At 45.1% G+C, this 14,798-nt stretch carries 11 protein-coding genes; 4 read left to right on the forward strand and 7 right to left on the reverse strand.

Going from position 1 to position 14,798, the window contains the following annotated elements; translation table 11 throughout:
- The first annotated feature begins 103 nt into the window (after nt 1-103).
- A complete protein-coding gene (locus tag R7P64_RS12130) occupies nt 104-1,795 on the forward strand; it encodes an AMP-binding protein (RefSeq protein ID WP_031779037.1) in 1,692 nt (563 codons plus the stop codon).
- Nucleotides 1,796-1,863: 68 nt separating this feature from the next.
- Here the strand turns inward: R7P64_RS12130 and R7P64_RS12135 are convergent, their stop codons facing one another.
- On the reverse strand, nt 1,864-2,073 hold the full coding sequence (locus tag R7P64_RS12135) for a DUF1127 domain-containing protein (RefSeq protein WP_005380156.1): 210 nt from the start codon (nt 2,071-2,073) through the stop codon (nt 1,864-1,866).
- 97 nt (nt 2,074-2,170) lie between these two features.
- Here R7P64_RS12135 and R7P64_RS12140 point away from each other — a divergent pair, with 97 nt between their 5' ends.
- Nucleotides 2,171-3,118, forward strand: a complete 948-nt coding sequence (locus R7P64_RS12140; protein WP_262643512.1) for a LysR substrate-binding domain-containing protein — start codon at nt 2,171-2,173, stop codon at nt 3,116-3,118.
- A 118-nt stretch (nt 3,119-3,236) separates the two neighbouring features.
- On the opposite strand, the gene fusA is transcribed toward R7P64_RS12140, so the two are convergent.
- Complete coding sequence (gene fusA, locus R7P64_RS12145) at nt 3,237-5,327, reverse strand: elongation factor G (RefSeq protein WP_005386444.1); 2,091 nt, start codon at nt 5,325-5,327, stop codon at nt 3,237-3,239.
- A 215-nt stretch (nt 5,328-5,542) separates the two neighbouring features.
- Nucleotides 5,543-6,922 (reverse strand): DNA repair protein RadA, encoded by a 1,380-nt coding sequence (gene radA / locus R7P64_RS12150; protein WP_318123562.1) that lies wholly within the window; start codon nt 6,920-6,922, stop codon nt 5,543-5,545.
- Nucleotides 6,923-7,058: 136 nt separating this feature from the next.
- On the opposite strand from radA, the gene R7P64_RS12155 reads away from it, so the two are divergent.
- Complete coding sequence (locus tag R7P64_RS12155; protein ID WP_005380143.1) at nt 7,059-9,407, forward strand: PilZ domain-containing protein; 2,349 nt, start codon at nt 7,059-7,061, stop codon at nt 9,405-9,407.
- 63 nt (nt 9,408-9,470) lie between these two features.
- Here R7P64_RS12155 and serB read toward each other — a convergent pair whose 3' ends face one another.
- Complete coding sequence (gene serB, locus R7P64_RS12160) at nt 9,471-10,451, reverse strand: phosphoserine phosphatase (protein ID WP_005386439.1); 981 nt, start codon at nt 10,449-10,451, stop codon at nt 9,471-9,473.
- Between the two features lie 91 nt (nt 10,452-10,542).
- On the opposite strand from serB, the gene R7P64_RS12165 reads away from it, so the two are divergent.
- Nucleotides 10,543-11,148, forward strand: a complete 606-nt coding sequence (locus R7P64_RS12165) for a YtjB family periplasmic protein (protein WP_005391677.1) — start codon at nt 10,543-10,545, stop codon at nt 11,146-11,148.
- 97 nt (nt 11,149-11,245) lie between these two features.
- On the opposite strand, the gene deoD is transcribed toward R7P64_RS12165, so the two are convergent.
- The 3 genes from deoD to deoA all read right to left on the reverse strand — a co-directional run bounded on the left by deoD (nt 11,246) and on the right by deoA (nt 14,726).
- On the reverse strand, nt 11,246-11,965 hold the full coding sequence (gene deoD, locus R7P64_RS12170) for a purine-nucleoside phosphorylase (protein WP_005380140.1): 720 nt from the start codon (nt 11,963-11,965) through the stop codon (nt 11,246-11,248).
- 143 nt (nt 11,966-12,108) lie between these two features.
- Complete coding sequence (locus R7P64_RS12175; protein ID WP_017820430.1) at nt 12,109-13,329, reverse strand: phosphopentomutase; 1,221 nt, start codon at nt 13,327-13,329, stop codon at nt 12,109-12,111.
- Between the two features lie 68 nt (nt 13,330-13,397).
- A complete protein-coding gene (gene deoA / locus R7P64_RS12180; RefSeq protein WP_062730462.1) occupies nt 13,398-14,726 on the reverse strand; it encodes a thymidine phosphorylase in 1,329 nt (442 codons plus the stop codon).
- Nucleotides 14,727-14,798: the final 72 nt, after the last annotated feature.

The raw sequence follows: 14,798 nt of genomic DNA on the forward strand, positions 1-14,798 counted from the left end.
ACATATTTCATCAAAATGCATTCCCGTGTCGCGATTTAACATGCTAAAGTTAACAATGCGTTAACAATTATAAATACAATGAGAAGACATGGAGTCACTTAAAATGAATCAGCCGAATCTAAATAGCGCTGCTGGTTGCGCTCTCCCACCACCAAATGAAATGATCCTCAAATGGGCTCAAGAGCGTCCAAATGAGGTCTACCTAAAACAAATTATTAACCGACAGTTTGTTGAGTACACATTCTCTGATGTTGCAGATCAAGCCTTAAAACTTGTCAGCGCACTACGCTCGCTTGGTGTAAAGCCTGGCGACAAAGTCGCGTTAGTATCTAAAAACTGTGCAGAATGGTTTATTTGCGATCTTGCTATGATGCTTGGTGACTATGTCAGTGTGCCAATCTTTCCTACCGCCGGTGCAGACACCATCGAATACTGTGTGACTCATAGTGAAAGTAAAGCGATCATTGGCGGAAAACTCGATGATCCCAAAGCAACTCAGCAAGTCATTGATGCTATGCCTGAACTCATTAGCATCGCTCTACCTTATGACACGGCACCTAAGTGTAAGCACGAATACCAAGCGCTCATTGCTGATGCAGTGCCAAGTGAAGAGCGTCCGCAGCATTACGATGACAAGCTAATGTCGTTGGTGTATACCTCAGGCACATCAGGGTTACCGAAAGGCGCGATGCTAACTTACGGCGCATTCAGTTGGTCTGTTCAGCAACTGATCAATCATATTGGTATCCAAGAAAACGACCGATTGTTCTCTTATTTACCGCTCGCTCATATTACAGAGCGTGTTTATATCTTCGGTTCATCGATTATGGGTGGCGTGCCAACAGCATTTCCAGAATCACTGGACACTTTTATCGAAGATGTGAAGATGCACCGACCAACTCTGTTTATCTCCGTCCCACGATTATGGACGCTATTCCAGCAACGTATTCAAGACAAACTTCCACAGAAGAAGCTCAATATTCTGTTGAAAATCCCATTCGTCAATTCTTTGATCAAGAAAAAGCTAGCAGATGGTCTAGGTTTAGATCAGGCTCGAGTATTAGGCTGTGGCTCTGCACCTGTCTCGCCAGCGTTGTTGGAATGGTACCACTCAGTGGGCCTTGATATCACAGAGGCTTGGGGGATGACGGAATCATTTGCCTACAGCACGCTCAACTACCCATTTAGAGCTGACAAAATTGGTAGTGTCGGTAATGCAGGGCCCGGCATTGAGTTAAAAATCGCAGCTGATGATGAAATCATGGTGCGTGGCAAAGGGCTATTTTCTGGCTACTACAAAAATGATATTGCCACCCAAGAGTCTTTTGATTCAGAGGGCTGGCTACACACAGGCGATATCGGCGCTATCGACTCAGATGGTTATCTAACGATTCAAGGCCGTAAAAAAGATAACTTCAAAACCGCCAAAGGTAAATTTGTCTCTCCGGTTCCTATCGAGAAAAAGCTTTTCGAGTACAGTCGCGTAGAGATGATGTGTCTCATCGGTTTAGGGCTACCCGCTCCGATTCTTTTGGTTGTGCCACATGACTTCCCTAACTTTGATCGAGAGCGATACGCACGCACCACACGTAAAGTTATTGCTAGGATGAATCAAGAACTCGCCTCTCATGAGCAAATCAAAGGCGTGTTAATGATTAAAGAACCTTGGAGTATAGAAAATGGCGTACTGACGCCAACGCTTAAAATTAAACGTCATGTGCTCGAACAAAAGTATCATGAGATAGGCCACAATTGGCCAAAAGATGAATTGGTCGTGTGGGAAGAAGACTTGTAATTTTGCTTGCACTCCTCAACACCATTGGGGAGTGCAACTTAACTTTGAGCTTGAATCAAACTCATAGACTACTCTCTCCAGAATGGCTTACTCACTTCACAACTAATCTCCCTTTCACCTAATCCAATATCGTCCCAAAGGTGCTTTGGTAACTCTCTCAAGTGACGACGTGTCTTATAGTTCCTTCTCCAAGCCGCCAGTTTAGAATAAATTAACTGTAACCCGCTCTGATGGGCAGTAGGTATAGTACGCTCACAAGTGTGTGTCATGTTTTCCATTTCAAAGATTCCTATACAATGTTGACCACTTAATAATCAGCGACTACGCTGATATCCTCAAACGATAGAATCTGCCATAGAGTTAAGGAAAACTAATGTGAAAGATCGAATGCCTCCCTTACAGGGCTTGTATTACTTTTTCGTTGCAGCAAAGGAAGGAAGCTTTAAAACGGCAGCAAAAGAACTGTTTGTTACGCCAGCGGCCATTAGTCAGCAAGTTCGTCATTTAGAAGAGTTCTTAGGCACGGACCTATTTGTTCGTCAGCACAGAAAAATCGTGCTCACACCAGAGGGAGAGCTACTGTTTAGTCAGGCAGAAAGAGGGTTTGCTCATTTGCAGCAAGGGGTTAGATTAGTCAATCAAGATCCAAACCCGAACCACCTTTCGATATCAACACTCCCCTCTTTCGCTCATCATTGGTTAGTCCCGAAAATTACGGCTTTTCGCCAGCGTCACCCTGATATCGCCTTGCTATTAGAACCAACCAATGATTTGGTGTCTTTTCAAGATAGTCAGATAGATTTATGTGTTCGTTACGGTTTAGGAAAATATCCCAATTTAGAATCACAATGGCTGATGGACGAAGCTTTTTATCCTGCTTGTCATCCGGTGTACCAGAAAGAGCACGGGATCTATAACATCGAGGATTTAAGCAAAGCTGAGCTGATTGAAGATGTTTGGCCTGATCTTGATTGGAATATGTGGTTAGCAACCTTGGGTCACTGCGCAGCAAAGCCTACCTTAAAATACAGTGGATCACATCTCGTGCTTGAGGCTGCACTATCACTTCAAGGCGTGGCATTAGTAAAACACAGTTTAGCTCATCAATATTTTCGTTCTGGCAAATTGGTCCGAATTGGAGATATCGCTATCAAGCCCAACTTTGCGTATTACTTGTGTGCGCCAAAAGGCTACTTAAAAAGACCTAAAGCTCAATTGTTTGCGCAATGGTTGAAGGAAGAAATAGAAATATTTGAAAAGTCAGTGGTACCAGACTTTAGGACCATTGACCTAAAAGGCAACAGTACTAGAACGGCATCATAACAATCGTCAAAACAAACGCTAAATAGGAATAAAACAAACACGCTCTGCGTATAAGACTGCTAAATACAAAAAGCCCCGCACTAAGCGGGGCTTTCAAGTTATAGAGTTAACTTAAGAATTACTTCTTAGCGTTACGCTCTTTAACGTCAGCAATTACTTGCTCTGCAACGTTTGTTGGACATGGTGCGTAGTGTGAGAACTCCATAGAGAACTGACCACGACCAGAAGTCATAGTACGTAGAGTACCGATGTAACCAAACATTTCTGATAGAGGTACATCACCCTTGATACGTACGCCAGTAGACGCTGCTTGTTGGTCTTTGATCATACCACGACGGCGGTTAAGGTCACCGATTACGTCACCAACGTGATCTTCTGGAGTGAACACGTCAACTTTCATGATTGGCTCAAGAAGTTGCGCGCCAGCTTTAGGCATAGACTGACGGAATGCACCTTTCGCTGCGATTTCGTAAGCGATAGCTGAAGAGTCAACTGCGTGGAAACCACCGTCGAATAGTTCAACTTCAACGTCTAGAGTAGGGAAGCCAGCTAGAACACCGTGCTCCATCATTGACGCAAAGCCTTTCTCAACTGCAGGCCAGAATTCTTTAGGTACGTTACCACCAACAACTGTTGATTTGAACGTGAAGCCAGAGTTTGGCTCACCTGGTTTGATGCGGTAGTCGATCTTACCGAACTGACCAGAACCACCAGACTGTTTCTTGTGCGTGTAGCTATCTTCGATTGCTTGAGTGATAGTTTCACGGTAAGCAACCTGTGGAGCACCAACTTCTAGCTCAACGCCGTAAGTACGCTTAAGGATATCTACCTTGATGTCTAGGTGAAGTTCACCCATACCTTTCAGGATAGTTTCGCCTGAATCTTCATCAGTCTCAACTTGGAATGATGGATCTTCTGCAACCATTTTACCGATCGCGATGCCCATCTTCTCAGAACCGCCTTTATCTTTAGGCTTAACTGCGATAGAGATTACTGGATCTGGGAAGATCATTGGCTCAAGAGTACATTCGTGCTTAGGATCACATAGAGTGTGACCAGTTTGAACGTTCTTCATACCAACTACAGCGATGATGTCACCAGCTTGTGCTGAATCGATCTCGTTACGCTCGTCCGCGTGCATCTCAACCATACGGCCGATACGCTCTGTTTTACCAGTTGCAGAGTTAAGGATTGTGTCACCTTTCTTCATCTTACCAGAGTAGATGCGGATAAAGGTTAGAGCACCGAAGCGGTCATCCATAATCTTAAATGCAAGAGCACGTAGTGGCTCGTCTGCAGATACAGTCGCAACTTCACCAGTTGGCTCACCAGTCTCTGAATCAGTTAGAGGCTGTGGATCAACTTCTGTTGGAGATGGTAGGTAATCAATTACCGCGTCAAGAATAAGTTGGATACCTTTGTTCTTGTACGCTGAACCACAGTAAGTTGGGAAGAATGCTAGATCACGAGTACCTTTACGGATACAACGTTTGATGTCTTCTAGAGATGGCTCTTCGCCTTCTTCTAGGTAAGCCATCATTAGATCTTCGTCTTGCTCTAGAGCAGTTTCGATTAGCATTTCACGGTATTCAGCAGCTTTTTCTACCATGTCTGCTGGAATATCTTGAACTTCGTAGTTCTCTGGTTGGCCAGACTCATCCCATACGTAAGCTTGTTGGCTTAGTACGTCTACAACACCTACGAAATCTTCTTCGATACCGATAGGTAGAGTCATAACTAGAGGTGTAGCACCTAGTACGTTCTGTACTTGATCTACAACTTTGTAGAAATCTGCGCCCATACGGTCTAGTTTGTTAACGAAGATCAGACGTGATACGTGTGATTCGTCAGCGTAACGCCAGTTAGTTTCTGACTGAGGCTCAACACCACCAGAACCACAGAATACACCGATACCACCGTCAAGTACTTTTAGAGAACGGTAAACTTCGATAGTGAAGTCAACGTGTCCAGGAGTATCGATGATGTTTAGACGGTGATCGTTCCAGAAACAAGTTGTTGCTGCAGACTGGATTGTGATACCACGCTCAGCTTCCTGCTCCATGAAGTCAGTAGTAGTTGAACCGTCGTGAGTGTCACCGATCTTATGGATCTTACCAGTTAGCTTTAGGATACGCTCTGTAGAGGTAGTTTTACCCGCGTCTACGTGAGCAAAAATACCAATGTTTCTGTATTTTGATAAATCAGTCATTGTCTTACTCTGTTAATAAGGTATAAAGTGCGCGCAGAGTATATCACATTCTGTCAATACTGATACCCTTGCGTGCGGATGGAAGAAAAAAAATTTTAACGTGAAATTTCCGTCCCCAAAGCATAGTCAAACACAGCAATTTATGTACTTTATTCGCATTTTATTGAGGACGGATAGAACAGTTTGTGATTGCACAAATACCATTCTTATGAGCATTACAGCTCGTCAAAAGCCTCTATAGCTTCCGACAATTTCTTAACGCCGTGAATTTGCATGCCAGGGATGCCACCTTTCGGCATGTTGGCTGCTGGCACGATCGCTTTCTTGAAACCATGTTTGAACGCTTCATTCAAACGCTCTTGCCCACTTGGCACTGGACGGATTTCGCCCGCAAGCCCTACTTCACCAAAAATCACCACATCTTTAGGGAGTGGACGGTCACGAAAACTCGATAAAAGCGCCATAACTAAAGCAAGATCAGCGCTCGTCTCCGTCACCTTAACACCGCCAACCACATTAACAAAGACATCTTGGTCTGCCATTTGTAAGCCACCATGCTTATGCAACACAGCGAGCAAAAGTGATAGGCGGTTCTGCTCCAAGCCGACCGCAACACGACGAGGGTTGGCTAACTGCGAGTAATCCACCAGCGCTTGAATCTCTACTAGCAGAGGGCGCGTGCCTTCCCAAACCACCATGACGGAAGAGCCTGATGTTTCTTCTTCACCACGAGAAAGGAAGATCGCTGATGGGTTACTCACTTCTTTCAATCCTTGGCCTGTCATTGCAAAGACACCAAGCTCATTCACAGCGCCAAAACGGTTTTTATGACTACGCAAAGTGCGGAATCGGCTATCCGTTCCACCATCGAGTAGTACCGAACAGTCGATAATGTGTTCAAGAACTTTAGGGCCCGCAAGGGTACCATCTTTTGTTACGTGACCAACAATAAATACCGCAACATTATTCTGTTTTGCGTATCGTGTCAGAGCCGTCGCAGATTCACGTACCTGAGCAACACTGCCAGGCGACGATTGAATATCAGAAACGTGCATCACCTGAATCGAGTCTATCACCATTATACGAGGCTGCTCTTTTTCGGCGATTTGGCAAATTTTGTCGACGTTCGTTTCCGATAGCATTTTTAAATGATCTTTCGGCAAGCCCAATCGAGAAGCACGCATTGCCACCTGCTGTAATGACTCTTCACCGGTTACGTAAAGCGTTGGCATTTGCGCAGATAAACTACACATGGTTTGCAACAGAAGGGTTGATTTACCAGCGCCAGGGTTACCACCAATCAAAATTGCGGCACCTGGTACAACACCACCACCCAACACGCGGTCAAGCTCTTTAAACCCACTGGTGAAGCGAGGTACTTCTTGCAGATCAATTTCGGATAGCGTTTGAACCGTAGCTTCTGTTGCGGAACCAGCGTAGCCGCTTAAGCGTTCATTGCGAGCAACGGTTGGCGATGCAGCGATACGTACTTCTGTTATCGTATTCCATGCACCACATGCGTTACACTGCCCCTGCCAACGGGGAAAGTCCGCGCCACAATCATTACAAACATACGCTCGTTTTGCTTTCGCCATGATGCCTCAATTTTTTCTACAAATGTGACTAAGCACAGCCAAGTCAGACCTGAACTGAAATGAACTATTGATATACTTAAGTATTACTTCGCTTAGCCGATACAATTTAAAGTAACGACATACTCTAACAGAAATAATGCAGCAATCTGAAATTCTCTCGCTCGCAGAACGACTCATTCCCGTTTACGGTACGAATGACTTTGACTTTGTCCTTGGCCAACTGACCGAGGAAGAGCCGCCTTCGGCCAAAATTTTGGTTAAAATGGAACTTAACCGCTTAATGGCTCCATGCAAAAAAAGCATTGATTTGCGAGGTCGCGTTCAAGGCGAATGTCGCGAGTATATTTTGGATGGTATTCCACATTGGTTGGATGATGTTGCTTTCAACGCTTACCATAAAAACATCAAAAAGTTTGGCTGCTACACGGAAGGAATGTGGGAAGCATTGGTCAACACGCGAAATAACTTTCGCGTAATGAGCAAGCGCCTTACTCAGCAAAAAACGCAATCGTTAACGGATCCTAAAAGCCCGTTCTTAGCAGAACCCGTTCACCTAGGCTACGATTTAAAGCGCCAAGAAAAACGCTTGAAAGTCCAATCTCAAGTTGAAATTTGCCGTTCTAAAGGACAGCTTCTTCATGGATTAAGCATTGATTTATCTAGCTCTGGCGCAAAGTTCAAAGTCCCTAGCGCATTTAAATATAACCTTGGGGAAATTATTCAGGTCACGTTTACTGAATTTGCCAGCAAATCTAACGTTGCAGGTATAGAGAAACCGCTTGCATACCGCATACTCGCGGTTGATGACTGTTACGAAAATGACTCAGTTCGATACCTCAGAACCATACGCTTAACTGACACCAATGTCGTAACCCGAGTGATAGATGAAGCGCTCAACAGTGCTGCTAAAAGGGCTCGTCACGACAATCAAGACAAGATTATTCGAGCTCGAACTCGCGGTTATGAGCACATCGCACTAAAGCACACCAGCAGCTTGCCTCTATTCTTTGATGGTAGTGACCTAAAATTAGCAATGTTAACGCCAAACAATCAAAAGCTTTGGCAATACTGGCACGATGAGAGAAACCAGCAAATGTTTGGTTCCTTATTCAACGAGCAACGCATCGCGTCACTCATTAAGCCTGGTGTGAAAGGAACAACCAATGTCCTTTATTCATTTACTCACGAGCACGAGAATCGAACCTATTTCTATTCGATGTTTCGCCCTGAAGCAACTCGCGAACAGCGCCAGCTATTTTGGCATTTAGGTGGCAAACGAGAGAGTTGGCGCGCCTTTAGAATTTCAATCTTTGAACTATCAGAGCAAGAACAGGAAGACCTAGCAGCATTCTCTCCAGAGTTGGCAGAAACGTCTCAATCACTGACTCATATTGGTATTTTGCAAGAAATTGCTGACGAAAAGTCAGGGCAGGATTACCTGCTAACTGAAAAGCCGCGCTTACCCGCTAATACGTTAAACGCGTTTCGCCATCCGAGAAGAGTTATCGGCAATCCAAAGGGCATTTATTTTGATGCAAAGTCTCGTCGTAAAGAGCCTCGTTATCGTTTTAAAACACCTTTAGAGTTGTACTCAGGACAAACTAAAACAGGCGGCTGTACTGTTGACCTTTCCAAACGAGGACTCGGAATTAGGCTAAGTGAGCCCACGATGTTACGTTCTGGGCAAGAGGTAAGAATCAACTTTCGAGAATTACAACTCTACGATAAAAAATTGCCGTTAATGTCGGTGCCATATCGAGTAATTCGTGTAAGCCCAGATGGTTGTAGCGTGCAGCTAGTTATTGATGAAAGCAGCCAAACCATGAAGGTAATCGCTTTTTTCAACAGCATTATCGAGCACAATCAAGACAAGCTAATCCCGCAAAAAGAGACGCTACCAAGTAATGCTCTACTTGAAAGGCTGCACTGCATGTTGCTCTCGCGTACGCTGAGCACGCCCATTTTTATCAGTAAGAGTACGTCATCTTCAATCAAAACCCCCGTTATCGGGGTGAACTTGCCGCTACCTAAACACATTGAGCTTTTTGCCCGTCTTGGGCATGACCAACTGTTGTCACTTGAACCTATCTTTAAAGGCCGGACAAGCACATTAATCGCAGAGCCAATAAAACGTGTAGAAGGTGCTCAAGCCAGACATCAGGATATCTACATAAGCGCCGCAAAAGTAGGCAATAAAATTACAGGCATTGAGTCAAAGCTTCATCAAGAGTTCAACAGCGTAAAAGAGCGGATTCAATTTATAAAGAAAGCGCGAATGATGGGTGACTTTTACGTGATTCGCCTTTCTACTGCGCCAATTTTCGATCCGATGACATCATTACTGCAACAAGATTTAAGTGACTTAACCCAATTTGGTGTACATCAAGCGAGCAAGTTAGAAAAAGAGTTAACAGCGCTCGTTGGTTACAGTGAATTTGAAGACATTACTGAAGAGGTTGTAATTAGATTGGAGTTAACCGAGTAAATTCAAAGTCATACCAAATTGACAAAAAACACCGCCTTTCTGGCGGTGTTTTTGAATGGATGGTTAAGGTTTAGCTTTCCAGCTGACCTTTTGCTGCTTCACCAATGCGCCAGATAAAATACAGAGCACACCGCCTAACCCAGCAAAGCGAATCGCAGATTGCGCTTGAGCTTCCACTTTTGGTTTTGCGTGATACGCAATCCCTAATCCTGCCACCGACATCATCACAAGATCATTAGCGCCATCACCGACAGCGACCGTGTTGTGTTGCTCAATTTCATATTCATCCGCCAATTCCACTAGAATGTCTGACTTCATCTGCGCCGTTACCACGTCGCCAAGTACGTTACCCGTGAGTTTGCCGTCAATAATTTCTAATTGATTGGAGCGAGCAAAATCTAAGTCGACTTTATCTTTGATGTAATCAGAGAAGTAAGTAAAACCACCGGAAGCAATCGCTGTTTTCCAGCCCAAGGCTTTCAACGTCGCAATTAGCGCTTCAAAGTCCGGCATGAATGGTAACTGGGAACGAACTTGTTCAAGAATTGATTCATCGGCACCTTTGAGCTTACCAACTCGCTGACGTAAACTTTGCTCAAAATCCAACTCACCTTGCATGGCACGTTCAGTGACTTCAGCGACCTCATCCCCTACTCCTGCCAGTTTCGCGATTTCATCAATACACTCTATCTGGATCGCCGTTGAATCCATATCAAATACAATCAACCCTTGGGTTGATAGATCGGGCACTTCATTAAGCGAGGCGTAATCTAGGTTGAGACTTTGTAAGATCGTTTCATGTTGAGGAGTCAACTCTCCGGCCATCAGGGCTACTTCATATTGGCCAACTTTCCACGTTTCTAGTATCGGGTTGTAAAAGCCGGTGAAGAAATCAATGTCTTCGAAGTGACTTGGCGAAAGGTACTCAGCAAATACGATCCAGTTTGCTTTTGCTTTATCTAATTGGGAGGCAAATCGAGTCTCGGGTAATCGTTTTAAAAGTGTCGTATGTTTTCTGATAGGCAAGCTTTTTGACGCGTCCATGTATATAATCCCTTATGACTTTGCTAAAACGTTACCTCAACAAACTAAAAAGGCAAGTCTTTGTTTTATTTTAAATGGATGAGTAAAGAGCATGAGTGAATCTTTGTTCTCAGTAAGGAATGCCCTAAGAATTCTGGCACTAATCCTACTGTGTGTGATGTTGTTTATCACAATAAAAAACAGTGTTGTGATCAGTAAGGGTAATGAGAAAATTCAAGCACAACAGCTTGAAACGCTCACCAAAGTTTTGATTTCACAGGCGTCTCTTTCTGCCAGTGAGATGATTTTAACTAAAGATCAAGAACGATTACTTCAGCTAACAAACCAGCTAGCACAAGACCGTTTAGTGTTTGATGCAACAATCTACGATGCACAGGGTGTACGTTTAGCGTCTAGTGAAGAGGCATTATCGGTACGCGAAGTTCTTGGCCTGGATACGCCTTTGGCAACAGCTTCCATTGGTCGCCAGCAGTTGGTTGAACCAGTTTTTGCAGATGGTGCGCTTATCGGTTTTGTTCGCGTGACCTTTGAGACGGGCCGGGTGACGGCTATTTCTGACCACCACTATCGCAAGAGCGATCGTTATATGTACATGATGGTCTTAATGAGCTTTGTCTGTGGTATGTTGTTCATCTTGATTTTACGTCGACAACCGATACGTCGTAAAAAAGCGCCAAACCTGCTGCTAACCAAGTAACTAGGTAGCGCTAATAACTCATATAAAAACAGCCCGCAATGTGCGGGCTGTTTTTTTTTAGCTCTTGAGAGCGAAAAATAGAATGACTCTTCGTCGCTTACTCTTCGTCACCAAGCAATACTGAATCTAGTGCGATTAGCATCATGTCGTTGAATGTCGTTTGACGCTCGTCAGATGTAGTCTGTTCGCCAGTCTTGATATGATCAGAAACCGTACAGATTGTCAGAGCTTTTGCACCGTATTCTGCCGCAACACCGTAAATACCAGCCGCTTCCATTTCAACACCAACAATGCCGTACTTGTCCATTACATCGAACATTTCTGGATCTGGCGTGTAGAAAAGCTCTGCTGAGAATAGGTTACCAACTTTAACGTCAATACCGCGAGCTTTTGCAGCGTCTTCTGCCGCACGAACCATGTTGTAGTCTGCGATTGCCGCGAAGTCATGACCTTTAAAGCGGATACGGTTCACTTTAGAGTCAGTACATGCACCCATGCCGATCACAACATCACGCACTTTGATGTCTTCATTCACTGCGCCACAGCTGCCAACACGGATGATTTTCTTCACGCCGAAGTCTTTGATTAGTTCAGTCGCGTAAATCGAGCATGATGGGATACCCATACCGTGGCCCATTACCGAGATCTTACGGCCTTTGTATGTGCCTGTGTAACCAAACATATTACGAACGTCACACACTTGAACGACATCTTCAAGGAAAGTCTCTGCGATGTATTTTGCACGTAGTGGATCGCCAGGCATCAGTACGACGTCTGCAAATGCACCCATTTCAGCATTGATATGTGGAGTTGCCATTTTCTTTTCCTTAACCTTTCTCTAGCGCTCCGCGCTTAAGGCGATATAAGCCAGAGTATTCTCATTTCCGACAAGCAGCATTTACATACTGCAAACATAAAACTAGGAGCAATCAAGCTCCTAGTTTTCAAAAACCTAACTAATTATAGGAAGTTCTTACCGTAATCCATTGGAGAAGTACCGAAGTAACTTGCCAATGTTTGACCGATATCTGCGAATGTTTCGCGGCGGCCAAGAGAACCAGCTGGTACTTTTTGACCATAAACCAATACTGGGATGTGCTCACGAGTATGGTCAGTACCTGGCCATGTTGGGTCACAGCCGTGGTCTGCCGTTAGGATAAGCACATCGTCTTCTTCCATAATCTCTAGCACTTCATTGATGCGACCATCGAAGTACTCAAGTGCCGCTGCGTAACCCGCTACGTCACGACGGTGACCGTAAGCTGAGTCGAAGTCTACAAAGTTAGTGAATACGATCGTGTTGTCGCCCGCTTCTTTGATTTGCTCTAGCGTTGCTTCGAACAATGCAGGGATACCTGTCGCTTTCACTTTCTTAGTGATGCCGCAGTTTGCGTAGATATCAGCAATCTTACCAATAGAAACCACGTTGCCTTGCTTCTCATCAACGAGCTTCTGAAGAACCGTTGCTGATGGTGGCTCTACAGAAAGATCACGACGGTTACCTGTACGCTCAAATTGACCTTTACCAGCACCAACGAATGGGCGCGCGATAACACGACCAATGTTGTAATCTTCTAGCTCTTCACGTGCGATTTGGCAAAGCTCTAGTAGACGGTCTAGACCGAAAGTCTCTTCGTGACATGCGATTTGGAATACAGAGTCAGCAGACGTGTAGAAGATTGGTTTGCCAGTCTTCATGTGCTCTTCACCAAGATCGTCAAGAACTTGAGTACCAGACGCGTGACAGTTACCTAGGAAACCGTCAAGACCTGCACGCTCAAGAATGCGGTCAGTCAATTCTTTCGGGAAGCTGTTTGCTTTGTCAGTGAAGTAACCCCAGTCAAACAGAACAGGAACACCTGCGATTTCCCAGTGACCAGACGGCGTGTCTTTACCTGAAGAAAGCTCTGCTGCATGACCGTATGCACCAATGATTTCAGCGTCTGCGTCTAGTCCAGGTGCGAAGCGACCTGTCGATTCTTTATGCGCCATTGCCAAACCAAGTTTCGATAGATTTGGAAGGCGAAGTGCACCTTGGCGATTGTCGTTATCTGCTAAGCCTTTTTCACATTGGTCAGCGATGTGACCTAGTGTGTCTGAACCTACATCACCAAATTCTTTAGCGTCGGCAGTTGCACCGATACCGAATGAGTCTAGTACTAAAATAAATGCTCTTTTCATTGCTCGTTCCTTAGGCCCACTCGGCTTTTTATTATGGTTGAGTAGGCCTTGTGTAATTACTTGTTCTATTAGATATCTTCTGCACGAATTTGGCGGTAAACCTCTGGAGTTGGTGTGTATTCACCACCTACTTTGATTGCACTGCGCAGTGCTTTTGCCGCTTCTTCCCATTGCTCTTCAGTGCGAGCGTGGATGACCGCAAGAGGTTTATCACTGTCTGCGACCTCACCTAGGCGGATGAACTGGTCGAAACCAACTGCGTAGTCGATTTCATCAGTAGCAACACGACGACCACCACCCATAGCAACCACAGCCATGCCGATAGCACGTGTATCCATTGCAGAGACAATGCCCGTTTCTGTTGCGTAAACTGGCTTGATGATTTCTGCTTTTTCTAGGTAGTTGTCGTAGTTTTCTACGAAGTCCGCGGGGCCGCCTAAGCCGGCAACCATCTTGCCGAAGCACTCAGCCGCTTTGCCGTTATCCAGCACTTCCATCAGTTTTGCGCGTGCGTCTTCTGTGTTCTCAGCAAGCTTGCCAAGTACTAACATTTCAGCACATGAAGCCATGGTCACTTCAAGTAGACGAGGGTTACGGTATTCACCTGTTAAGAAACGAACCGCTTCACGAACTTCTACTGCGTTACCCGCTGAAGACGCCAATACTTGATTCATGTCCGTAAGAATTGCCGTAGTCTTAGTGCCAGCACCGTTTGCTACCGCAACGATTGATTTTGCTAGCTCTTCAGACGCTTCGTAAGTTGGCATAAATGCACCTGAACCCACTTTTACGTCCATCACTAGCGATTCCAGACCCGCCGCCAGTTTCTTAGAAAGGATCGACGCCGTAATCAGGGAGATATTGTCTACCGTTGCGGTAATATCACGAGTCGCGTAAACACGCTTATCCGCAGGAGCAAGGTCACCAGTTTGACCGATGATCGCCACACCAGCGTCTTTGGTTACTTGACCAAAAACATCGTTGCTCGGCGTAATGTTGTAACCAGGGATAGATTCAAGTTTATCCAGCGTACCGCCTGTATGACCAAGACCGCGGCCAGAGATCATAGGTACGAAACCGCCACACGCTGCCACCATTGGGCCAAGCATTAAAGAAGTTACGTCACCCACACCACCGGTTGAGTGTTTGTCGACAATTGGACCACCGAAGTTCATGTGGCTCCAGTCGATAACCATGCCCGAATCACGCATTGCACACGTTAAGGCGATGCGCTCATCCATGGTCATTTCATTAAAGAAAATCGTCATAGCAAACGCCGCAATCTGACCTTCAGATACCGTGTTGTTCGCTACGCCTTGAATAAAGAAGTTGATTTCGTCTGCGGTAAGTACTTCACCGTCACGTTTTTTACGAATGATTTCTTGTGGTAAATACATTAGTGCCTCCCAAGCTCTTTTGAGCCATGGTTGTAGTAGGATAGAAGAGGTTTGGTAGCACCCGTTTAGGTG

The organism is Vibrio sp. 2304, from assembly GCF_033339475.1.
GTDB lineage: Bacteria > Pseudomonadota > Gammaproteobacteria > Enterobacterales > Vibrionaceae > Vibrio > Vibrio alginolyticus.

Bases quoted from the DNA above. Each gene is read 5' to 3' on its own strand.
- fusA (WP_005386444.1), bottom strand. From the start codon at position 5,327: ATGACTGATTTATCAAAATACAGAAACATTGGTATTTTTGCTCACGTA.
- deoA (WP_062730462.1), bottom strand. From the start codon at position 14,726: ATGTATTTACCACAAGAAATCATTCGTAAAAAACGTGACGGTGAAGTA.
- R7P64_RS12155 (WP_005380143.1), top strand. From the start codon at position 7,059: ATGCAGCAATCTGAAATTCTCTCGCTCGCAGAACGACTCATTCCCGTT.
- radA (WP_318123562.1), bottom strand. From the start codon at position 6,922: ATGGCGAAAGCAAAACGAGCGTATGTTTGTAATGATTGTGGCGCGGAC.
- deoD (WP_005380140.1), bottom strand. From the start codon at position 11,965: ATGGCAACTCCACATATCAATGCTGAAATGGGTGCATTTGCAGACGTC.
- R7P64_RS12175 (WP_017820430.1), bottom strand. From the start codon at position 13,329: ATGAAAAGAGCATTTATTTTAGTACTAGACTCATTCGGTATCGGTGCA.
- R7P64_RS12165 (WP_005391677.1), top strand. From the start codon at position 10,543: ATGAGTGAATCTTTGTTCTCAGTAAGGAATGCCCTAAGAATTCTGGCA.
- R7P64_RS12135 (WP_005380156.1), bottom strand. From the start codon at position 2,073: ATGGAAAACATGACACACACTTGTGAGCGTACTATACCTACTGCCCAT.
- R7P64_RS12130 (WP_031779037.1), top strand. From the start codon at position 104: ATGAATCAGCCGAATCTAAATAGCGCTGCTGGTTGCGCTCTCCCACCA.
- serB (WP_005386439.1), bottom strand. From the start codon at position 10,451: ATGGACGCGTCAAAAAGCTTGCCTATCAGAAAACATACGACACTTTTA.